Below are 22277 nucleotides of genomic sequence, written 5' to 3'. Positions count from 1 at the left end.
AACAGCAACACTTTGCGTGCAGAAGTAACAGGGAGTGTTATGTATCTGAAGCAAATCGTCGTCGCCTGCCTGGCGACAGCCCTGGCCGGTGGCGCCATGGCACAGCAGTTGACGCTCAAATCCGGTTACCCCGAGACTTATGTGGTGCAAAAAGGGGACACCCTCTGGGACATCTCGGGCCAGTATCTGGCCGAACCCTGGCTCTGGCCACGCCTCTGGAACATCAATCCGCAGATCGCCAATCCCCACTGGATCTATCCCGGTGACGTGCTGCACCTGAGCTGGGTCAATGGTGAGCCTCGGCTCGGCAAAGCCAGTCAGGGGGGCAAGCAGGTCATCCGTCTCTCGCCCAAGAACCGCTATGAAAACAAGGCCAATCCCATACCGACCCTTCCTCTGAGCGAGATAGCGCCCTTCCTGCAGACCGACCACATTCTGGCTAACAGCCAGCAGAGCAAGGACCTGCCCTATGTGCTCGGCAACAATGACAAGCATGTCGGGATGCTGGAGGGCGACATTCTCTATGTGAAAGGAGCCCTGAACCCGGGCCAGAGTTATGGCCTCTATCGCCCGGGGGTGGCATACAAGGACAAGCATACCGGCGAGTCGCTAGGTCAGGAGGCAATTTTTGTCGGCACGGTGCGGGCAGAGGAGTACCTTGCCCACGACACCACCAAAGTGACGCTGACCCATAACCGGCGTGAGGTGTATCAGGGCGACAAGGTGATGCCGCTGCCGTCGCAGGAGAGCATCTCTGCCGTGTTCATGCCAAAGGCGGCACCCTCCATTTCCCCCGGCTATGTGATCGAGCTGCCGAGCAAGGTACATGGTGGGGGCAAATTTGATGTGGTACTCATCAACAAGGGGGAGCGTGATCAGGTGGCCCCGGGCGATGTGCTCGAGATCCTGCGCCCGGGAGCCGAGATGGTAGACAAGAATGGCAAGGTGTCATATCGGGAATATTCATCCGTCTATGACAAGGCGTTCTATTCTGCCGGCAAGTCATCGCTGCCTGCCGAGGCCGTTGCCAGAGTCATGTTGTTCAAGGTCTACGACAAATTGAGTTACGGTCTTATCCTGCAGAGCCAGGATCTGGTCGGATCTGGTTATCAGGTCAGTAATTTCTGACGTGCCCTTGCCACTGGAGCGGTTGTCGCTATGGCTGACGCTGGATGCCGTTACAGGCATAGGCCCGGTCACCGCCGCTCGCCTGTTGGCTCATGTGGGTGGTGACATCACAACTCTGTTTGACTCAGACGATGGCGCCCTGCGAGCTCTTGGCCTGCAGAGTGTCCAGATTCAGCAGATGAGATGGCCTCTTCCTGTCGTGGAGCAGGGATTGAGCTGGGCCGCCGAGCCCGGCAATCACCTCCTCTGTCCCGATGACCCCGCATATCCTGCCCTGCTCAAAGAGATCCCCGGCGCCCCGCTCTTGCTCTACTGCCGCGGGAACGTCTCATCCCTCTCCCTGCCACAGTTGGCGATGGTGGGTACCCGCCACCCCACCTATGCCGGCAAAGACAATGCGACACGCTTGTGTGCCGAGTTGGTGGGCTGTGGTCTGGCGATCACCTCCGGCCTCGCGTTGGGCATCGATGGCGTTTGCCATCAGCAGGCGCTGGCATCGGGCGGAATCACCCTGGCGGTGCTCGGATCCGGTCTGGATTGTCTCTACCCCAAGCGTCATCAGGGGTTGGCGATGCAGATCCTCGAGCAGGAAGGTCTGCTTGTCTCCGAGTTGGCGCCCCAGCAAGGCCCCCTGGCTGAACACTTCCCTCGCCGCAACCGTATCATCAGTGGTCTGTCGCTGGGGACACTGGTGGTGGAGGCGGCAGAACAGAGTGGTTCGCTCATCACGGCCCGTTATGCGCTGGAGCAGGGCCGCGAGGTCTTTGCCGTTCCCGGCGCCCCGCAAAATGCACAGGCAGCAGGGTGCAACCGTCTGCTTCAACAGGGTGCCAAGCTGGTCTTGAATGCCGCCGATATCCTGGAAGAGTTTCCAAGGCTGGTCTTGTCCCCTGGACCCGCCAACGGTTCTTCCGAGGCGCAGCATAATAGCGAATTGCCTTATGCCGATTTGTTGGATAACGTAGATTATGAGACCACGAGCGTGGATACCGTTGCCGAACGGGCCCGGCTTCCTGTCGATGTCGTACTGGGCAGGTTGGTAGAGCTGGAGCTGGTTGGTGCAGTGATGGCGGTAGCCGGTGGATACGTCAGAGCGAGGAGGGCGAATCATGTTTGATGTATTGATGTACCTTTTCGAGACCTACATCCACAGCGATGCAGATGTGATGGTCGAGCAGGATGAACTCACCGACGAACTGAGCCGGGCCGGTTTCGACAAGGACGAGATCGAGAAAGCGCTCAACTGGCTGGAGCGACTGGCCAACCTGCACGACAGCGAGCGGGAAGTCTATGTCACCGCAAGCCAGCAGGGCTCTATGCGGATCTATGCGCCGCAGGAGCTGGTTCGCCTCAGTACTGAATGTCGCGGTTTCCTGCTGTTCCTGGAGCAGGCGCAAGTGCTGAATGCCGAAACCCGTGAAATCTGCATCGAACGGTTGCTCGAGCTGGACAAGCCGGACATCGAGCTGGACGATCTGAAGTGGGTCGTCATGATGGTGCTGTTCAATGTGCCAGGCAGCGAAAACGCCTACCAGCAGATGGAAGAGCTGGTGTTTGACGAGTCGGACGGCGTCATCCACTGACAGCCTGGTGCCGCGCTGGTAGAATTCAGGCCATCTGGATTTCAAGGCGCGGCCCATGTCAAAGATCGATCACCACCTCTTCTCTGCCCACGAACATGCCTTCGAGCGCGAGCCGTGCCCGCAGTGTGGTGCTGAACTGGTGATCCGCCAGGGCAAGCACGGTCCCTTCCTTGGTTGTTCAGCCTATCCCGCTTGCGATTACATTCGCTCCCTCACCCCCTCTGGCCGCGATATAGAGAAAGTGCTCGAGGGGTCGTCCTGTCCGGATTGTGGCCATCCACTGGCCATCAAGAAGGGTCGTTACGGTCTGTTTGTGGGATGTACCCAGTACCCGGCCTGTCAGCATATCGAATCCCTTCAGGAGAGTGACGATACCCAAATCCTCTGCCCGGAGTGTGGCAAAGGTCATCTGGTGAGCCGCACGTCCCGTTATGGCAAACAGTTCTACTCGTGTGACGCCTATCCTCACTGCAAGTATGTGGTGAATGACAAGCCGGTTCCCATACCCTGTCCCGAGTGTGGCTGGGGCATCATGATCGAGAAGAAGGTGCGGGGAAACCTGCGCTGGGTCTGCCCGCAAAAGAAATGCTCCCACCAGATTGAGCGGGTATAATCTCGCCGCCCATGATCAGGCAGGCGGATTGCTGGTCAGCGTGAGGTTGTGAGCTGATGCGCATCGCCCAAGTCGCCCTGCTCCTGATCGCCATCTCAAGCTCCCTGCGGTTGTTCAGTTCACTGATGCACGCAAGCGTCTGAGCCGAAATGCATGACTGAAGAGGAGCAGGGATATAGCCCATATCGCAGCAGTGATGGCCCCGATGCCGTCATGTCGGTTCAACATACAATCCAGTGATGAGAGGCGGCAGCGTGGCTGTCGCATGTGCTTATGCCAAATGAATTTGAACAAGCGGTTGCCGCCCTTCAAGGAGAAGGGGTTATCGCCTATGCCACCGAAGCCGTGTTTGGTCTGGGGTGTGATCCTGATTCCGAAGCCGCCGTGCAGCGGCTGCTGGCCATCAAGCAGCGGCCGGTGGAGAAGGGATTGATCCTGATCGCGGCAGATCTGGCGCAATTGCAGGACTACATCGACCTGAGCCAGCTCAGCGATGAGCAGCTTGCTCGCGTGCAGGCGAGCTGGCCTGGTCCCTTCACCTGGATCATGCCCGCTCGCGCGACGACGCCGTCCTGGTTGACCGGTCAGTTCGAGACCCTGGCGGTGCGGGTCACAGGCCATCCCCAGGTGCAAGGGCTTTGCCGGGCATTTGGCAAACCGCTGGTGTCCACCAGTGCCAATCTAACCGGTGAGGAACCCGCTCGCCGGGTGGCTGATATTGGCGATCTGCTGGCAAGCCAGCTGGCTTACATTCTGCCCGGCGAAGTCGGGGGGCAAGCCAACCCGTCCGAAATCAAGGACGCCCGCACCGGGGCCATCATTCGCCCATCCTGAGTTGGGCACGACCCTGTTTCATGCAGGTTGTGCGATGAGGTCATGACAATACGAGAAGTGCAGGCAGTGCATGCATGATGCCTGTCTGACAGGAGATAAAATGAGCAAACCGGATGTGGCCCAGGTAAAAGCCTTCCTGCTGCAATTGCAGGATGATATCTGCCGTGGCCTGGAGCAGGCCGATGGATGCGGGCACTTTGTGGAAGATGCCTGGAGTCGCGAAGGTGGTGGTGGCGGTAGAACACGGGTGCTGCGCCAGGGGGCGGTGATCGAGCAAGGTGGGGTCAACTTCTCCCATGTCTATGGCGATGCCATGCCGGCATCCGCGACCGCACATCGTCCCGAACTGGCTGGCCGCAGGTTTGAGGCCATGGGGGTGTCGCTGGTGATCCACCCGCATAATCCCTATGTACCGACCAGCCATGCGAATGTGCGGTTCTTCATCGCCGAGAAAGAGGGGGAGGAGCCGATCTGGTGGTTTGGTGGCGGCTTCGACCTGACGCCCTTCTATCCGTTCGAAGAGGACGTGAGGCATTGGCACCAGGTCTCCCATGAGCTCTGTCAGCCGTTCGGCACCGACATTTATCCCGAGTTCAAATCCTGGTGCGATCGTTACTTCTTCCTCAAGCATCGGGGCGAGACGCGCGGGGTGGGTGGTCTTTTCTTCGATGACCTGAACCGCTGGCCCTTTGCCGACTGCTTTGCCTTCATGCGTGCAGTGGGTGAGGGTTACCTGGCGGCCTACTTGCCGATTATCGAGCGACGCAAGGAGCTTGCTTATGGGGAGCGGGAACGGGCGTTCCAGCTTTATCGCCGTGGCCGCTACGTGGAGTTCAATCTGGTCTACGACCGCGGGACCCTGTTCGGACTGCAGACGGGGGGGCGTACCGAATCGATCCTGATGTCGATGCCGCCGCTGGCGCGCTGGGAGTACGACTGGCAGCCGGAGGCTGGCAGCCCGGAGGCATTGCTCTACAGCGACTACCTCAAACCGCGCGAGTGGTTGTGACCAGAGGGGCCATGATGGCCTCTTCTTATTGCCGATATTCGGCTTGTTCCTTCATGAGAAAACCCGTTAAATCGGGATATTGCTCTCAAAAGGAACGCCTTGATGGATCGTTATCTGGTTTTTGGCCACCCCGTGCGCCACAGCAAATCTCCCTTCATTCATACCCTGTTTGCCAGGCAGACCCAGCAAGAGCTGGAGTATGGTCTGGCAGAACCTGCTGTCGATGAGTTTGCCAGCGCTCTGAACCACTTCTTCGCCGAAGGAGGGAAGGGGTGCAACGTGACCGTGCCTTTCAAGGAGCAAGCCTTCGTGCTGGTGGAGCGGTTGAGCCCCAGGGCCAAGCGGGCGGGAGCGGTCAACACCATCAAACTGACTGATGATGGTGTGCTGCTGGGTGACAATACCGACGGCGCCGGGCTGGTCGCCGATCTCAAGGCTCACGGAGTGAACCTTGCCGGTAGCAGGATCCTGCTTCTGGGGGCCGGTGGCGCAGCTCGTGGTGCCCTGGCCCCCCTGCTGGCGGAAGCGCCGGGCGAGATCGTCGTGGTCAACCGTACCCATGCCAAGGCGGAACAGCTGGCTGTGGAGTTCAGGGATCTGGGCAGCATCACGGCTCAATCCTATGAACAGCTGGTGGGGCCGTTCGATCTCATCATCAATTCCACCTCAGCGAGTCTGCAAGGAGAGTTGCCACCTTTGGCGCCAACCCTCATCCACCCGGACATCGCGATCTACGACATGATGTATGGCGTAACGGACACAGCCTTCATCGGCTGGGCCAAACAACATGGCGCGCGCCATACCATGGATGGATTGGGCATGCTGGTCGAGCAGGCTGCTGAGGCCTTTACCGTATGGCGAGGGATCCGGCCCGGCACCAAGCAGGTATTGAGAGAGTTGCAGCGCAATCTGGGCGTCGTGTGAACCAGCTAGTGTGCTCTATTGGGCTGTCGGCAGATCTGATGTAGAGATTCTGCATCGCTGGATAGGGGGCATCCATCAGGATGCGGCACGACACGTGTGACGTGAAACGGTTGTTCTGTGGTGGGGGTGTGGCAGAACAGCCACCATTTTATAAAATCATTATCTAACAATAAGTTACTTTTAATTTGCCGTAGCGCGCAGAATTTTTTTGAGTTTTTTCTCAAAGCAGCGGAACTTCTGTAACGGACTGCTGACTAACTGGATAGTTGAGGAAGTGCTAGCTAGTCACCTTTATAACTCCCCGGTATTCGTACTGGGGATTTTTTTATCTGCATGAAAATTATGAATATTTTTTTTCCTTCCCTATCTTTGAAACTAAATTACATAAATTACTTTCACTTTCTGCTGCTTTGCTGTACAGTTGTCGGCGTAGGGTACAGAGGTAAGATGTTCTATCTTTCAGACCTTTTATTTCACGTAATTGAATGTGGCTGAATAGCAGCCCCGATGAGTCATCGTCGGGGCGTTTTTTTATGAGCAACATTTAGAGTAAATGCTTTAATTGTTGCCGTTCTTTGTTAGAATGAAGGCGTTTCTTGAGGAAAACCAATCGTCTTTGTTCTCGAGAACTCGCTTTTTCCCAAATTTTTGAACTCATTTCTTCAGGCCGGTTTGCAATGGCAAGACCGGCCTCATTTTTATCCCTACATTGCCTCATCGTGTAATTAAATTTCAGTTTCGTTTGTTACGGCCTTCAATTCTGATTTTTTACTCGATATCCATGAAAACGGTATCAGGTTGATGATTAGTTAATTCTTTTCGCGTCTAAACATGCTATCAGTATGATTTAAATATATTTTTTGAGGTTTTTCTTCAGAGGTGGCGAAGGCGGGGAGGGAGGGCTCGGAGATGGGGGGATCATGAAAGCCTTTCAATCAGCGGAGGTCCAACTCCGCCAATTGCAGCCAGGGAGAGGAGTCGTTTACTCCTCGTTCTGATTATCTTCGTCGTCTACCTGGGCGTTGTCTGCTTCGGACAGGTACCAGCCGCTCAGGGTCTGGGCCAGCTTCTCGACGCCGATATTGGTCAGAGAAGAGAATGCTTCAACCTGGATCTGCGGGCCCAGTTCTGCCACCGCCTGACGAACCTTGATCACCTGGTTGTTGCGGGGCCCCGGGCTTAACTTGTCCGCCTTGGTCAGCAACAGCATCACCGGCAGTTCACGGTGTGAACTCCATTCCAGCATGTTCATGTCGGTTTCCTTGAGCGGATGGCGGATGTCCATCAGGATCACCAGCCCTTTCAGGGACTCCCGTCGTTGCAGGTATTCAGCCAGTGACTTTTGCCACTTGAGCTTCATTTCCAGCGGAACCTGGGCATATCCATAGCCAGGCAAGTCAACCAGGCGTTTGCCCGGTTCCAGCTCAAACAGGTTGATCAGCTGAGTACGGCCAGGGGTCTTACTGGTACGCGCCAGGTTCTTGTGTTTGGTCAAGGTATTCAATGCAGACGATTTGCCAGCGTTGGAACGACCGGCAAACGCAATCTCGACACCCCCATCATTTGGCAGGTGGCGGATGTCGGGTGCGCTGGTCACAAAATGCACCTTATTGAAATTCAGAGTTTGTGTATCCAACGTAAATTCCCCATAGAGATAGAGGGTTATAGAGTTACTTTTTTGTGAAATAGTGTAAAATGGCGTCGCTTGAACGCGTTTATTTTAACATGCCTTCAGCGGCATGGGATCTGGAAGCCTAATAACGAGAAAGTTGGAACGCCATGAAGAACCTAGTCATTACACTTGCTCTGATGGTTGGCGTAACTGGGATGGCACAAGCCAAGGGCGATGCCGCTGCGGGACAAACCAAGGCTGCCGTCTGTGCGGCCTGTCATGGACCGGACGGCAACAGCCCAGTCGACATGTATCCCAAGATTGCTGGTCAGCACGCATCATATATCAAAAAACAATTAGTTGAACTGAAGGCTGCAGCTTCTGGCCAAACTGGTCGGGTTGCGCCCGTCATGGGACCCATGGCGTTGCCGTTGTCCGAGCAGGATATGGACGATCTTGCCGCCTATTTCTCCAGCCAGAAGGTGACGCCGGTTGCCGTGCCCGATGATGTGGTTGCCGCAGGCAAGGCGCTTTATATGGGGGGAGACATGGAGCGAGGCCTGGCCGCCTGTACCGCCTGTCATGGCCCACGGGGTTCCGGCGTCGAGCAAGCGAAGTACCCCAGCCTGTCAGGGCAGCATCCCGCCTATATCAAGGCCCAGCTCACCGCTTTTCGTTCGGCGACCCGCGACAACGATCCCAATGGCATGATGCGGGATGTGGCCAAGAAGCTGACGGATCAGGACATCGAGGCGCTCTCCAAGTATGTGGCGGGGCTTCACTGATATAGACTGTTAGTTATCTTGTTGAAAAGAACAGGGAACCATTGTGTTCCCTGTTCTTTTTTGAGGTTGTAGCGATCGCCCGTAAACAGCCTGCATTGCTGTAAGAGATCTTCTATATACGGGGCTGGTCGTGTCTGAAAGATTGCTCACGTATATTATTTTATTTTTTGTTTTTCAATGAATTAAGAAATAGAACATTACTTTGTACCAGTTCGAAATGTGCTTTGGTTGATTGAGTCATCCAGCGAAGAAGTTACAGTAGGCAATCAGGATTGGCCGGAGAGAGGGTGCAAGACCCGTCTTCGGTTTGACAGGATGTCGGCTCGGAGCATGCGATGAGCAATAGATGCAAAAAGCCAGGATGGTGACCGCCAGGGATGAGCGGGGCTGCGGGAGGCAACCACCCCGATGGGAGGCAGGATGTCGCCGGTTTGGGTTAGACAAACAAACACACGCACACTCAGGACTGGTCAATAAGGATCAGGATGATCCAACGAAATGATGCGCCGTGGTTCGCCCAGGGATAAGGCGATTGGCTACCAGGGAATGGCACTCGCATGATGGAAAAAGGCAGCTTCGGCTGCCTTTTTTCTATTGGGTCATTAACCCGCCAAGACATTCTGTGTCAAAATACCAGCAACATGCCCAGAGGATGCCGATCCTGCGGTGTTCAGCGGCCCAAAGTGGTCGAATTGGTGCGGGATCCCACTCTTGTTCCATATTTACTGTTCCCCGCTTCAGCATCCTCCCCGGACGACACGCTCCGGGGGTTTCCATTCAGTTATTTGTCGGAGTCATTCATGTCGGCCAAACAACCCAACCGCAAGCCTACCGGCAAGCGCAAAGAATCAGATGCCAGTGCCCAGGAAGGTCGTGAGCGCAAGCGCGCCGCCAAGCGCAAGGGCCTGAAGGCGGGCTCCCGCCAACAGGTCGAGCAGGCGGGCAAAAAGAGCGGCTCCAAGCAGGCCAAGGATCCACGCATCGGCTCTCGCAAGCCCATCGCGCTGATTGCCGACGAGAAGGGCAGCAAGCCGGTGGCGACCAAGCCTGCGAAAGAGAAGCGGGTGGTGATGACCCCCGAGCAGGAGCTGGCGTCCATCGAGAATGATGATCGCCTCAATGCCTTGCTGGATCGTCTGGATGCCGGTGAAACCCTGGAGGCCGCAGAGCAGGCATGGGTCGATCAGCGGGTTGACCGTTATCAGGAGCTGATGGACGAGCTCGGTATCATCGACAACGACGATGACGAAGATGGCGACATGGATTTTGATGATGCCGATTTTGACGAGCCGAGTCAGCCTGCCTCCGAAGAGGAGCTGTGGGAGCGTTTCTCTCAGGCAGACTACCAGCCTGAAGCCAAACCCGAGCCGAAGAAAAAGTGATGAGTGGATGGATGCTGGCCGCCCTGTTGGGTGGCCTGATTTTGCTGGGGCTGGCCGTCTATGCCGGCACCCTGATGGCGCGTCTCAAACGCCAGCAAGAGATGCAGCAGCACGCCATTGCGGCCCGCAACGAGCGGATCCTGGAGAGTGTCAGGGTGATCGCCCACGCGGTACGAGATGGTCAGTGCGACTACTCAGAAGGTGCCATCCGGCTGACCAATCTGCTGGATGCCTTGCAAATAAAGGGGGGCCGCGCCTTTGCCACCGAGTTCCCGGGGCTCTACGGCCTCTATGAGAAGGTGAAAGAGATGCCGACCCATGAGGCGAGGCGGGCACTCAAGCGCAATGAAGTGATGAAGATGGATCTCGAACGCAGCGGCTACGAGGCCGAGCTGGAGGCGCAGATCCTTGAGGATGTCGCCAGACTGAAGGATTTTCAGTTAAGCCGGTGAGCCCATGACAAAGACAGAGGAAGCAAGCGTGCAAGCAGAACAGATTGTGTGGGATCAGGCCCTGATCGAAAAATACAACTACAGTGGTCCGCGTTACACCTCCTATCCCACTGCGCTGGAGTTCAACGAGGGGTTCGGCTATCCGGACTTTGTCCAGGCAGCGGGCCAGTATCCTGCACGCAATCTGTCGCTCTACGTGCATATCCCCTTCTGTCACAAGCTCTGCTACTACTGCGGTTGCAACAAGGTCATTACCCGGCACCAGCACAAGGCAGATCAATACCTCGACTACCTCGAACAGGAGATCAAGGCCCAGGCCCCCCTGTTCAAGGAGAGACTGGTCACCCAGCTGCACTGGGGTGGCGGCACACCCACCTATCTGAGCGAACCCCAGACTCGTCGCCTGATGGCCATGTTGCGGGAGCACTTCCACTTCGCCGAGGAGGGGGAGATCAGCATCGAGGTGGATCCCCGCGAGATCGAATTGTCCATGCTGGATGTGCTGCGGGAGCTCGGTTTCAACCGCATCAGCCTTGGCGTTCAGGACTTCAACAAGGCGGTCCAGGTCGCGGTCAATCGGGAGCAGGACAACGACTTCATCCGCGCCATGCTGGTTCGTGCCCGCGAGCTGGGGTTCCGCTCCACCAATCTGGATCTCATCTACGGTCTGCCGCACCAGAACCGGGAGAGCTTCCATCACACCCTGGAAGAGGTGCTCAAGACCGACCCGGCCCGCCTCTCCATCTTCAATTATGCCCACCTGCCGAGCCGTTTTGCCGCCCAGCACAAGCTGAAAGAAGCGGACATGCCGGCGCCGCAGGAGAAGCTGGCCATGCTGCAGGACACCATTGCCTTCCTGACCGGCCAGGGTTATCAGTTCATCGGCATGGACCACTTTGCCAAGCCCGATGACGAGCTGGCCGTCGCCCAGCGCGAGGGCAAGCTGCATCGCAACTTCCAGGGCTATACCACCCAGGGGGATTGCGATCTGCTGGGGCTGGGGGTCTCTTCCATCAGCATGATGGGGGATGCCTATTCCCAGAACCAGAAGGATCTCAAAACTTACTACGCCCAGGTCGAGTCACTGGGCCATGCCCAGTGGAAGGGGTGCTCCCTCAATCGGGACGATCTGATCCGTCGTGAGGTGATCAAGCGCCTCATCTGCGATTTTTCCCTGAACTTCGCCGCTGTGGAGCAGGCCCACGGCCTGGTGTTCAAGGAGTATTTTGCCGAGGATCTCAAGCTGTTGCAGACCTTCATCGACGACGGTCTGGTGCGCATGACCGAAGAGGGGCTGGAGGTGGTCTCCACCGGTCAGCTGCTGATCCGAAACATCTGCATGTGCTTCGATGTCTACCTGCGCAACAAGGCGCGCCAGCAGCAGTTCTCCCGGGTGATCTAGGCCGGGCAATGTCGTTGGACAATAAAAAACCGCCTTTCGGCGGTTTTTTATTGGGTTTTACCCCTGCTCAGCGTTGAGCCGCGCGGGCACTCAGCTCGGCCTTCTCGGCTTCGCTCAGGAAGGCCAGGGCCAGGCCGTTCTGCTGGGCGGTGCGGATCTCGCTCACCGTCATGCCGGCAGCCGGGGCCGCCACCTCGTATTCATGGGGCAGGTCGATCCCCTCCACCGCCGGATCGTCGGTATTGAGGCAGGCCAGCACGCCGGCTGCCAGGAACTGGCGGATCGGGTGATCGGCCAGACTCGCCACCGTGGTGGTCTGGAGGTTGGAGGTGAGGCAGGACTCGATGCCGATGCGGTGTTCGGCCAGATAGGCCATCAGGGCCGGATCCTGGATGGCCTTGACACCGTGGCCGATGCGCTCGGCTCCCAGCTCGCGAATGGCCTGCCACATGCTCTCGGGGCCGGCGGCTTCACCGGCGTGCACGGTGACTCGCATTCCTGCATCCCGCACCCGGCGGAAGTGGTCGGTGAAGAGATCGCCCGGGAAGCCCAGTTCGTCGCCGGCCAGATCGATGGCGACCAGGCGATCGCGATGAGCCAGACAGGCATCCAGCTCCTGCTTGCACTGCTCGGTGCCGAAGGTACGGCTCATGATGCCGATGAGGTTGGTCTTGATGCCGAAGTCACGGCTGCCTGCGGCCACGCCGTCGATGATGGCTTCGACCACACCCTGCGGGTGCAGTTTGTGGGTCATCGCCATGTAGGCCGGGCTGAAACGCAGCTCGGCATAGTCGATCCCGGCACGCAGCAGATCTTCCACGTTTTCGTAGGCGACCCGGCGGCAGGCATCGTAGTCGGCCAGCACGGCCACGCCCCAGTCCAGTTTCTTCAGGAAGGCCACCAGACTCGGCTCGTTCTCGACGATCTGCACGTGCGGGCGCAGGGCTTCCAGCTCATCGGCCGGCAGTCGGATGTTGTGCTGACGTCCCAGCTCGAGAATGGTCTGCGGGCGGATGTTGCCATCCAGATGGCGATGCAGGTCGGTCAGGGGGAGGGATCTGTCAATCATGGGGCACCTTCTGCGAGTCGGGTTGGAAAGCCTGCCATTCTAGGCGGGGCGCCTGAAAAAGATACCCCGTTTGCAAGCAAACGGGGTGTGATTGGTCAGGCTTTCCCTCAAGGCGTGATGGGAATCGTTTTTCCCGCAGGTTCAGGGAATGTCGAGCTCCTTGAGCTTGCGGGTCAGGGTATTGCGGCCCCAGCCGAGCAGGCGGGCAGCCTCCTGCTTGTGACCGTGGGTGTGATCCAGTGCCGTCTCCAGCATGATCCGTTCGAACTGGGGCATGGCATCCGCCAGGATATCGGTCTCCCCCAGCGCCAGCTTGGCGGCCACCCAGTCCTGCAACTGCTGCTGCCAGCCACCGGTCAGGGCGGGCTGGCCCGGCTCGGCGGTGCTGGTGATGGGAGTCAGCAGCTCGGTGGGCAGATCGCCTACCAGCACCTCCTGGCCCGAGGCCATCACCGTCAGCCAGCGGCAGACGTTCTCCAGCTGGCGCACGTTGCCCGGCCAGGGCAGGCGGCTGATGTAGGTCTGGGTATCCGGGTGCAGGCTCTTGGCCTCCACGTTCAGCTCCTTGGCGGCTCGCAGCAGGAAGTGCTGGGCCAACTGGGGGATGTCCTCCCGGCGCTCCTTGAGGGCCGGAATATGGATGCGGATGACGTTGAGGCGGTGGAACAGGTCTTCCCGAAACTCGCCGTCGGCGACCCGCTTCTCCAGATTCTGGTGGGTGGCGGCAATGATCCGCACATCCACCTGCACCGGTTGGTGGCCGCCAACCCGGTAGAACTGCCCGTCCGCCAGTACACGCAGCAACCGGGTCTGCACGTCCAGCGGCATGTCGCCTATTTCGTCAAGAAACAGGGTGCCGCCGTCGGCTTGCTCGAAGCGGCCGTGACGAATGTTGTTGGCGCCGGTGAAGGCTCCCTTCTCATGACCGAACAGCTCGGATTCGATGAGATCTTTCGGGATGGCCGCCATGTTGAGGGCGATGAAGTTCTTGTGGGCCCGGGGGCTGTGCTTGTGCAGGGCATGGGCAACCAGCTCCTTGCCGGTACCGCTTTGACCGTTGATGAGCACCGAGATGCTGGAGCGCGACAGCCGGCCGATGGCGCGGAACACCTCCTGCATGGCAGGGGCTTCGCCGATGATCTCCGGGGTGGTGGTGGCTTCCTGTTGGCGAGCCTTGCGCTTGGTCCGCTGCTCCTTGAGGTGGTTCTCGGCCCGGCGTACCAGGGTGACCGCCTCGTCGATGTCGAACGGCTTGGGCAGGTATTCGAAGGCGCCGCGCTGGTAGGCGTTGACCGCGGAGTCGAGGTCCGAGTGGGCCGTCATGATGATGATGGGCAGATCGGCCTGGCGGCGATGGATCTGCTCCAGCAGGCTCAGGCCGTCGATGCCCGGCATGCGGATATCCGAGAGGATCACGTCCGGTGAGCGCATCTCCAGTGAACTCAGCAGGGCTTCGCCGTCGGCGAAACTTTCGCATTCGAAGCCTTCGCTGCCAAGGGTGCGCTCCAGAACCCACCGGATGGAGCTGTCGTCATCGACGATCCACACTTTTGCTGTCATGAGGTTCCCTTATTTGCGAAGTGGTAGATAAATGGTGAATTCGGTGTGGCCCGGCCAGCTGATGCAGTCGATGCGACCTTTGTGCTGATCGATCAGGTTCTGGGCGATGGAGAGGCCCAGGCCCGTTCCCCCTTCCTTGCCGGTGATCATGGGGTAGAAGAGGGTGTCGCGAATGGCGTCGGGAATGCCGGGGCCGTTGTCGATGATCTTGATTTCGGCCGCCAAGCGATAGCGCTGGCCATGGATGGTGATCTGGAAGGCGGTGCGCGTCTTGATGCGGATGAGGCCGTCCTGATCCCCAAGGGCCTCGGCGGCGTTGCGCACTATGTTCAGGAACGCCTGTTGCAGCTGGTCCGATTCCATTTCGAATTCGGGGATGCTGGGGTCGTAGTCCCGCTCGATGCGGATCTGCGGCGGCAGCTCCAGGTCCACCAGACGGCGCACCTGTTCCAGCACTGAGTGAACATTGTGCATCTGGTGACGGCCGGGACGCTGGGGACCGAGCAACCTGTCGACCAGCACCCGCAGGCGATCGGCCTGCTCGATGATGATGCCGGTGTATTCACGCAAGGCCGGGTCGGGCAACTCTTTTTGCAGCAGTTGGGCCGCGCCGCGCAATCCCCCCAGGGGGTTCTTGATCTCGTGCGCCAGGCCGCGCACCAGCTCCTTGGCGGCCTGCTGCTGGGCGTGTTGCTGCAGCTCCTGGCTGATCTTCTTCTGCTGATCGATCTTGCGCAGCTCTACCACCATCAGTCGCTGTTCATGATCGGCCATGGGGCTGACGCTGATCTCCACCAGCCTGGGCTCCCCCTCCACCACCAGGGTGACTTCGCTGTCGGTGAAGCCCTGCCCCGAAATGAGGCACTGTTTGAAACGCTGCAGATCGAGAGAGATGTGTTCCAGCAGGTGGGGCAGTTCGATGCCGATCAGTCGTCGTTCGCTGAGGGAAAGCAGCTGCTCTGCCGCCGGGTTGACGAATTGAATGCAGAGACGTTCATCCATGAGAATGACGGCGGTCAGCAGGTTGTCCAAGAGTGTCTTGGCGTTGTCCGAGCGGGTTGGCACAGGTTTCTCCCTAAAACGGTGCTGTACACCTAGAGCGCACCAATATAGTGCATCAAGTTTACCCGCATCGGTGCGTCACATCACCCCTAATTGGCCTTGGGGGCGGCTCTGGGAGCCTGATTCACCGACGCCCTGTGCAGGTAAAAGGTGGTTGGCTTAGATTTAGCAAGGATCGTACCGTCTTTGGCGAGCAACTCGAGCCGTGCCTCATAGGCGCCTCTATCGAGGTTTTCCACCCGTATGGCCAGGCTGTTGTGAACCAGGGGCACCGCCTTGCCGTTCAGGATCAGGCGAACATCGTATTGCACCGGGACCTGGGGAGAGATCTCGCCCTGGAAGACGATGTTGCCGGTATTGTCGCGCAATGTGCTGCCCGGTTCCGGAGAGATGAGATCGATCTCCAGGGGAGCCGCTTCCAGGGCTTTCCTGGCATCGACACCGGTCAGGCTGTTGAAGTTGTCCACCTGGACCGAGTGGGGGGCTGTGCCGATGAGCGGCGAGACCCGCAGGTCCACCTCTTTTGCGCTCTTGCCGGGAGGGGGGGCATCGGTGTAGTGGGTCACCCCCTGGGGATCGACCCAGGAGTAGACGCGGGCGGCCTGTGCGGAACAGGAGGCCATCAGCAGGAGGCTCAGCAGCCAGGGTACAGTGTTCATCCATCTCTCCTTGACGGGGTTCACCTTAATCCTATCAGAGAAAAACCACGGGGTCGGGGTGTGAACAGCCGAGGGTGGTACGGCTCCGTGAACGGGATCATCTTTCTGCATGATCGTGCCCGTTCGGCGGTATTTCCGTTGCCAGAATGAAAAAAAACCCGCCAGATGGCGGGTTTGTCATGGGAAAGCGGATTAGACGGAGTAGTACAGCTCGAACTCCAGCGGGTGCGGGGTCATGCGCACGCGGTCAACATCCTGCTGTTTCAGTTCCAGGTAGGAGTTGATGAAGTCATCGCTGAACACGCCACCACGGGTCAGGAACTCACGGTCTGCATCCAGTGCGGACAGCGCTTCGTCCAGGGAACCGGCAACGGTCGGCACTTCGGCGGCTTCTTCCGGCGGCAGATCGTACAGGTTCTTGTCCATGGCATCGCCCGGATGGATCTTGTTGATGATACCGTCCAGACCGGCCATCAGCTGGGCAGCGAAGGCCAGGTACGGGTTGGCAGCCGGATCCGGGAAGCGTACTTCGATGCGGCGGGCTTTCGGGCTCGGCACGACCGGGATACGGATGGAGGCAGAGCGGTTGCGGGCGGAGTAGGCCAGCATGACCGGTGCTTCATAGCCCGGCACCAGACGCTTGTAGGAGTTGGTGGTCGGGTTGGCGAAGGCGTTGATGGCCTTGGCGTGCTTGATGATGCCGCCGATGTAGTGCAGTGCCATCTCGGACAGACCGCCATACAGGTCACCTGCGAACAGGTTGACGCCGTCTTTGGCCAGGGACTGGTGGCAGTGCATGCCGGAGCCGTTGTCACCGAACATGGGTTTCGGCATGAAGGTGACGGTCTTGTTGTAGGCGTGGGCCACGTTGTGGATCACGTACTTCAGGACCTGTACTTCGTCAGCCTTCAGGGTGAGGGTGTTGAAGCGGGTTGCGATCTCGTTCTGACCGGCGGTCGCCACTTCGTGGTGGTGAGCTTCGACGACCTGGCCCATCTCTTCCAGCACCAGGCACATGGCGGCACGGATGTCCTGGGAGGAGTCAACCGGGGCAACCGGGAAGTAACCACCCTTGACGAACGGACGGTGACCCTTGTTGCCGTGCTCGTAGTCGGTACCGGAGTTCCAGGCAGCTTCTTCGGATTCGATCTTCACGAAGCTGTGGCCCATGGTGTTGGAGAAGGTGATGTTGTCGAACATGAAGAATTCCGGCTCCGGCCCGAACAGCACGGTGTCAGCGATGCCGCTGGACTTCAGGAAATCTTCGGCACGCTTGGCGATGGAGCGCGGATCGCGGTCATAGCCTTGCATGGTGGCGGGTTCAAGCACGTCACAGACGATGTTCAGAGTGGTCTCTTCGGTGAACGGGTCCAGTTTGGCGGAAGCCGGGTCCGGCATCAGCACCATGTCAGACTCGTTGATGCCCTTCCAGCCGCCGATGGAGGAACCATCGAACATCTTGCCGTCTTCGAAGAAGTCTTCGTCAACCTGGTGGGAAGGGATGGATACGTGCTGCTCTTTACCCTTGGTGTCGGTAAAACGCAGATCAACAAACTTGACTTCGTGTTCTTGGATCAGGGCCAAAACGTTCTGGGCTGACATGCTAAGTAACCTCCGGTGTTAAAACTCTTTGGGTGAATGCGTCGTCACATTCACATAAGCCAGTATCGTGCCAAGTTTGTGACAGCTTGATTTCAGGGCACTTGCACCGTTTCAGGCTGTCGAGAAACCCGTTCTCATGCCGGTTGCTGCATTAAAGTGGTGCAACCTTGGATCGTTTTGGTGCACAGAGATGGTGCGCCAGCGTATCCAGGCCATCTAAGCAGCCTTTTGCTGCGGGGTCCATGATCCTGATCCTTTGTTGTGTGTGAATGTGTTGCAATTCTGCTAGGCAGATCACAAAGGCGAGAGTACAATTAGCGCCCAATTTTACCCGGTGATTTGAGGCGAGAATGTTAGAGAATTTACGCAATATTGCGATTATTGCGCACGTTGACCACGGCAAAACGACTCTGGTTGATAAGCTGCTGCAGCAATCCGGCACTCTGGATCGCACCAGCGAAGGTCAGGAACGGATCATGGACTCCAATGATCTGGAACGGGAACGTGGCATCACCATTCTCGCCAAGAACACTGCGATCCGCTGGAACGACTATCGCATCAACATCGTGGATACCCCGGGTCACGCCGACTTCGGTGGTGAAGTTGAGCGCGTACTCTCCATGGTTGACTCCGTGCTGCTGCTGGTCGACGCCGTTGACGGCCCGATGCCGCAGACCCGTTTCGTGACCCAGAAGGCGTTCGCCCAGGGTCTGAAGCCCATCGTGGTCATCAACAAGATCGACCGTCCGGGTGCTCGTCCTGACTGGGTAATGGATCAGGTCTTCGATCTGTTCGACAACCTGGGTGCCACCGATGAGCAACTGGACTTCAAGGTTGTTTACGCCTCTGCACTGAACGGTTGGGCCACCCTGGATCAGGACGTCCCGTCCGAGAACATGGAACCCCTGTTCCAGGCCATCGTCGACAACGTGGAAGCCCCGAAGGGCGACGTTGACGGTGCCTTCCAGATGCAAATCTCCCAGCTGGACTACAACTCCTACGTGGGCGTCATCGGTATCGGCCGCATCACTCGTGGTCGCGTCAAGACCAACCAGCAGGTCACCATCGTCAGTGCCAACGGCAAACCGCGTACCGGCAAGGTCGGTCAGGTGCTGGGCTACCTGGGCCTGTCCCGTACCGAAGTGACCGACGCGCAAGCGGGTGACATCATCGCCATCACCGGTCTGGGCGAGCTGAAGATCTCCGACACCATCTGTGACAACAGTGCCGTCGAAGCCCTGCCGCCGCTCTCCGTTGACGAGCCGACCGTGAACATGACCTTCCAGGTCAACACCTCGCCGTTCGCCGGTAAAGAAGGCAAGTTCGTCACCTCCCGCAACATTCTGGAGCGTCTGAACCAGGAACTGGTCCACAACGTGGCCCTGCGCGTGGAAGAGACCGAAGATCCGGACAAGTTCCGCGTCTCCGGCCGTGGTGAACTGCACCTCTCCATCCTGATCGAAAACATGCGTCGCGAAGGTTACGAACTGGCGGTATCCCGTCCGGAAGTTATCCTGCGTACCGTGGATGGCGAACTGCAAGAACCGTTCGAAACCGTTACTGTGGACGTGGAAGAAGCGCATCAGGGTTCCGTGATGGAGCAGCTCGGCCTGCGTAAAGGCGAGATGACCAACATGACCCCGGATGGCAAGGGTCGGGTCCGTCTGGACTTCATCATCCCGAGCCGTGGCCTGATCGGCTTCCAGACCGAGTTCCTGACCATGACCTCTGGTACCGGTCTGCTGTATCACACCTTCGACCACTACGGTCCGCACAAGGGTGGCAGCATCGGTGAGCGTCAGAACGGCGTGCTGATCTCCAACGCCACCGGCAAGGCCCTGACCTTCGCCTTGTTCGGTCTGCAAGATCGTGGTCGTCTGTTCATCGGTCACGCGACCGAAGTGTACGAAGGCCAGGTGATCGGGATCCACTCCCGCTCCAACGACCTGACCGTCAACTGCCTGAAAGGCAAGCAGCTGACCAACATGCGTGCCTCCGGTACCGACGAAGCCCAGGTGCTGACTCCGCCGATCCGCATGACCCTGGAGCAGGCTCTCGAGTTCATCGACAACGACGAGCTGGTCGAGATCACCCCGAAAGCCATCCGTATCCGCAAGAAACTGCTGACCGAGATGGATCGCAAGCGCGCCGGTCGTGCCTGATCGATAGCTGTTCATCGACAGACCAAAGAGAGGCCTTATGGCCTCTTTTTTTTATGGGCTCGACATGAGGGCGCATGGTGCCTGAGCCCGATGGAGGCGCATCCGGCCGGTCTGCGGGTGGCCAAATGACCACCCTATCTGACACAATGTCTGCATGATCACGCTTACGAGAAACAAGATGCAGCAGCAGATCCGCGGCCGTCTGGCCCATGCACTCTCCTTCTTGCGCCACGATGGTGCCCACTTCGCCCAGTTTGTCTGGGGCCGCTTCCAGCAGGACAGATTGACGGTGACTGCCGGTTACCTGGCCTATGTCACCCTGCTCTCCTTGGTGCCCATGATCGCCGTGGTGTTCGGCATGATGTCGGCCTTTCCGGTGTTCCAGAGCCTGAAGCAGGCGATGGAGCAGTTCGTCTATCACAACTTCGTCCCCACCGCCGGCGAGATGCTCAAGGAGTACATCGACGGCTTCGTGGCCAACGCCACCAACACCACGGCCGTCGGTATCGGTGCCCTGATCGTGGTGGCCCTGATGCTCATCTCGGCCATCGACAAGAACCTCAACTACATCTGGCGATCCACCCGAAGCCGGCCCTTGGCCCAGGCATTCGCCATGTACTGGATGATCCTGACCCTGGGCCCCGTGCTCATCGGTGCCAGCATCGCCATCTCCTCCTACATTCTCTCGCTCAGGTTGTTCGCGGCTGACAGCCTGTTCGGTATCGGCTATCTGCTGCTGCGCAGCCTGCCGTTCCTCTTCTCCGTGCTCACCTTCCTGCTGATCTATACCGTGGTGCCCAACTGCCGCGTGCGGCTGACCCACGCCTTCATCGGTGCCCTGGTGGCGGCCACCCTGTTCGAGCTGGCCAAGCGCGGCTTTGCCATCTACATCACCAACTTCCCCTCCTACCAGGCCATCTATGGCGCCCTGGCGACCATTCCCATCCTGTTCGTCTGGGTGTATCTGAGCTGGCTGGTGGTGTTGCTGGGGGCCGAGACCACCGCCTGCCTCGGGGAGTACGAGAAGCCCGGTGCAGAGGAGCTGGCCTGACGCTGGCCGGCCATCACACCGGATCCCGGCACAAAGACGTTGGCCCGGGCAGGGCATTTATTGGTAGCATCGACGACCGCTCATCCCGCAGGATGGGCGGTCGTGCTGTTTTGAGAGGAGAGGGATGTGATTGCACTGATTCAGCGGGTCAGCGAGGCCAGCGTAACGGTAGAGGGAGAGGTGACTGGGGCCATCGGCCAGGGGTTGCTGGTGCTGCTCGGGGTGGAGCAGGGGGATGACGAGGCCAAGGCGGACAAGCTACTGCACAAGGTGAGCGGCTATCGCATCTTCTCGGACGAGAACGGCAAGATGAACCTCAACGTGAGCCAGGTGAGCGGCAGCCTGCTGGTGGTCTCCCAGTTCACCCTGGCGGCGGATACCGGCAAGGGGATGAGACCCAGCTTCTCCGGTGGCGCCCATCCCGCAGATGCAGAGCGACTCTATGAGTACTTCGTGGCTCGCGCCAGGGAGAGCGGCGTGCCGACCGAAACCGGCCGCTTCGCCGCCGACATGAAGGTCAGGTTGCTCAACGACGGCCCCGTCACCTTCTGGCTGCAGGTATAAGGGTGGCAGGTAGGGCAGGACTCAGCGGAGGGCAGGACGCGATGCCTGCACACTTCGCAGGTTCTTCACCCTGCCGGTGCTCGCCCGCCCTGGCCATGCTGACGGGTCGCGTGCAGGATGACGTTGCGGTAGCCGGGCACGTCGTGGACGTGGGTCGGGCCTATCCACTCCTCTGCCAGTCGCAGAGCCTGTGCCTGTTCGAGCCGGGTGCGGGGCAGCAGATTGATGATGAGGGTTCCGCTCAGGCGGCTGGCCAGCGCCTGATAGAGCGGAGCCTGGAAGAGCAGCAGGGGGTTGCCGTCCTGGCTGAACAAATCCAGCAGCACCAGATCGTAGCTCTCCTGGCTCTGGTGCAGGAAGTGCAGCGCATCGGCGTGATGCAGCCGAGGCGAGCCCCCTGATGAGGGGAGGAAGAACTGCTGGAACAGGGTGAGGATCTCGGCATCCAGATCCACGCAGTCGTGGTGGGCATCGGGCCAGCGTGCCGCCAGGTGACGGGTGAGATCCCCTCCGCCCAGCCCCAGCTCCAGGATCCTGCTTGCCTGCTTTGGCAACTGCTCCGCGATGCTCCGTTGATGAGGCAGACAGAGGCGGGCCGGCTGGTTGAGGCTCATGGCGGATTGCACCACGCCGTCCATTTCCAGCCAGCGATGACGGGCATTTTCAAGCACCGAAACGCGGCGTTCGGGTTTGGCACTGAGGTGCAATAAGTGATCGGCTTGGTACGCTTGCAGATTGAAGTCCATGAATTTGCACGGCAAGATGGCTTTCGACCAGTGTAACTCAAGGATGTTGTTATGTACCGGGTGGTCACCCCCCAAACG

General features: G+C 58.8%; 21 protein-coding genes. 14 read left to right on the top strand and 7 right to left on the bottom strand.

The features are described 5' to 3' along the window. Nucleotides 1–39: 39 nt before the first annotated feature. The 7 genes from ACB037_RS17870 to aroE all read left to right on the top strand — a co-directional run bounded on the left by ACB037_RS17870 (nucleotide 40) and on the right by aroE (nucleotide 6091). Entirely contained in the window at nucleotides 40–1128 is a 1089-nt protein-coding gene (locus ACB037_RS17870; RefSeq protein WP_041214093.1) for a LysM peptidoglycan-binding domain-containing protein, read from the top strand. 1 nt (nucleotide 1129) lies between these two features. Continuing rightward, a complete protein-coding gene (gene dprA, locus ACB037_RS17865; protein WP_371175672.1) occupies nucleotides 1130–2245 on the top strand; it encodes a DNA-processing protein DprA in 1116 nt (371 codons plus the stop codon). Next, nucleotides 2238–2711 carry a DUF494 family protein gene (locus ACB037_RS17860; RefSeq protein WP_010672510.1) on the top strand — a complete coding sequence of 158 codons (474 nt, stop codon included), beginning with the start codon at nucleotides 2238–2240 and terminating at the stop codon, nucleotides 2709–2711. The genes dprA and ACB037_RS17860 overlap by 8 nt, the downstream gene beginning before the upstream one ends. A gap of 55 nt (nucleotides 2712–2766) precedes the next feature. After that, nucleotides 2767–3324, top strand: coding sequence for a type I DNA topoisomerase (locus tag ACB037_RS17855; RefSeq protein ID WP_045522424.1), 558 nt, complete (start codon nucleotides 2767–2769; stop codon nucleotides 3322–3324). Between the two features lie 273 nt (nucleotides 3325–3597). Further along, nucleotides 3598–4158 (top strand): Sua5/YciO/YrdC/YwlC family protein, encoded by a 561-nt coding sequence (locus ACB037_RS17850; RefSeq protein WP_039039520.1) that lies wholly within the window; start codon nucleotides 3598–3600, stop codon nucleotides 4156–4158. 100 nt (nucleotides 4159–4258) lie between these two features. Then, entirely contained in the window at nucleotides 4259–5167 is a 909-nt protein-coding gene (hemF, locus tag ACB037_RS17845) for an oxygen-dependent coproporphyrinogen oxidase (RefSeq protein WP_151027781.1), read from the top strand. A gap of 102 nt (nucleotides 5168–5269) precedes the next feature. Beyond that, nucleotides 5270–6091, top strand: coding sequence for a shikimate dehydrogenase (aroE, locus tag ACB037_RS17840; protein ID WP_151027780.1), 822 nt, complete (start codon nucleotides 5270–5272; stop codon nucleotides 6089–6091). Nucleotides 6092–7073: 982 nt separating this feature from the next. On the opposite strand, the gene yihA is transcribed toward aroE, so the two are convergent. Beyond that, nucleotides 7074–7727 (bottom strand): ribosome biogenesis GTP-binding protein YihA/YsxC, encoded by a 654-nt coding sequence (yihA, locus tag ACB037_RS17835; protein WP_042015244.1) that lies wholly within the window; start codon nucleotides 7725–7727, stop codon nucleotides 7074–7076. 143 nt (nucleotides 7728–7870) lie between these two features. Here yihA and ACB037_RS17830 point away from each other — a divergent pair, with 143 nt between their 5' ends. The 4 genes from ACB037_RS17830 to hemN all read left to right on the top strand — a co-directional run bounded on the left by ACB037_RS17830 (nucleotide 7871) and on the right by hemN (nucleotide 11724). Continuing rightward, nucleotides 7871–8488, top strand: coding sequence for a cytochrome c (locus ACB037_RS17830; RefSeq protein WP_042882257.1), 618 nt, complete (start codon nucleotides 7871–7873; stop codon nucleotides 8486–8488). An 800-nt stretch (nucleotides 8489–9288) separates the two neighbouring features. Further along, nucleotides 9289–9870, top strand: coding sequence for a Der GTPase-activating protein YihI (gene yihI / locus ACB037_RS17825; protein ID WP_039039515.1), 582 nt, complete (start codon nucleotides 9289–9291; stop codon nucleotides 9868–9870). Nucleotides 9871–9881: 11 nt separating this feature from the next. Next, nucleotides 9882–10322 carry a DUF2489 domain-containing protein gene (locus tag ACB037_RS17820; protein WP_039039514.1) on the top strand — a complete coding sequence of 147 codons (441 nt, stop codon included), beginning with the start codon at nucleotides 9882–9884 and terminating at the stop codon, nucleotides 10320–10322. Between the two features lie 28 nt (nucleotides 10323–10350). Continuing rightward, nucleotides 10351–11724 (top strand): oxygen-independent coproporphyrinogen III oxidase, encoded by a 1374-nt coding sequence (hemN, locus tag ACB037_RS17815; protein ID WP_041212163.1) that lies wholly within the window; start codon nucleotides 10351–10353, stop codon nucleotides 11722–11724. 67 nt (nucleotides 11725–11791) lie between these two features. Here hemN and add read toward each other — a convergent pair whose 3' ends face one another. The 5 genes from add to glnA form a co-directional block, all read right to left on the bottom strand. Beyond that, on the bottom strand, nucleotides 11792–12793 hold the full coding sequence (add, locus tag ACB037_RS17810; RefSeq protein WP_371175671.1) for an adenosine deaminase: 1002 nt from the start codon (nucleotides 12791–12793) through the stop codon (nucleotides 11792–11794). Between the two features lie 141 nt (nucleotides 12794–12934). Then, nucleotides 12935–14353: a nitrogen regulation protein NR(I) gene (gene glnG / locus ACB037_RS17805; protein WP_010672523.1), complete on the bottom strand. Its 1419-nt coding sequence runs from the start codon at nucleotides 14351–14353 to the stop codon at nucleotides 12935–12937. A gap of 9 nt (nucleotides 14354–14362) precedes the next feature. Next, complete coding sequence (gene glnL, locus ACB037_RS17800) at nucleotides 14363–15418, bottom strand: nitrogen regulation protein NR(II) (RefSeq protein WP_010672524.1); 1056 nt, start codon at nucleotides 15416–15418, stop codon at nucleotides 14363–14365. Between the two features lie 86 nt (nucleotides 15419–15504). Then, nucleotides 15505–16074, bottom strand: coding sequence for a DUF4124 domain-containing protein (locus ACB037_RS17795; protein WP_010672525.1), 570 nt, complete (start codon nucleotides 16072–16074; stop codon nucleotides 15505–15507). Nucleotides 16075–16266: 192 nt separating this feature from the next. Continuing rightward, nucleotides 16267–17676: a glutamate--ammonia ligase gene (gene glnA, locus ACB037_RS17790; protein WP_010672526.1), complete on the bottom strand. Its 1410-nt coding sequence runs from the start codon at nucleotides 17674–17676 to the stop codon at nucleotides 16267–16269. 350 nt (nucleotides 17677–18026) lie between these two features. Between glnA and typA the strand changes: the two genes are divergently transcribed. From typA to dtd, 3 genes are all read left to right on the top strand, one after another. Beyond that, nucleotides 18027–19838, top strand: coding sequence for a translational GTPase TypA (gene typA / locus ACB037_RS17785; RefSeq protein ID WP_043153538.1), 1812 nt, complete (start codon nucleotides 18027–18029; stop codon nucleotides 19836–19838). A 178-nt stretch (nucleotides 19839–20016) separates the two neighbouring features. Continuing rightward, nucleotides 20017–20889, top strand: coding sequence for a virulence factor BrkB family protein (locus ACB037_RS17780; RefSeq protein ID WP_039039511.1), 873 nt, complete (start codon nucleotides 20017–20019; stop codon nucleotides 20887–20889). Between the two features lie 126 nt (nucleotides 20890–21015). Further along, nucleotides 21016–21453 carry a D-aminoacyl-tRNA deacylase gene (gene dtd, locus ACB037_RS17775; RefSeq protein WP_010672529.1) on the top strand — a complete coding sequence of 146 codons (438 nt, stop codon included), beginning with the start codon at nucleotides 21016–21018 and terminating at the stop codon, nucleotides 21451–21453. A gap of 65 nt (nucleotides 21454–21518) precedes the next feature. On the opposite strand, the gene ACB037_RS17770 is transcribed toward dtd, so the two are convergent. Next, the gene (locus ACB037_RS17770; RefSeq protein WP_371175670.1) at nucleotides 21519–22199 is read right to left on the bottom strand and encodes a methyltransferase domain-containing protein; all 681 of its coding nucleotides are present in this window, start codon (nucleotides 22197–22199) and stop codon (nucleotides 21519–21521) included. Nucleotides 22200–22277 lie beyond the last annotated feature (78 nt).

The sequence above is a fragment of the Aeromonas sp. S19(2024) genome (assembly GCF_041402625.1).
GTDB classification, from domain to species: domain Bacteria; phylum Pseudomonadota; class Gammaproteobacteria; order Enterobacterales; family Aeromonadaceae; genus Aeromonas; species Aeromonas caviae.
This window is presented reverse-complemented; position numbering and strand designations above follow the sequence as displayed.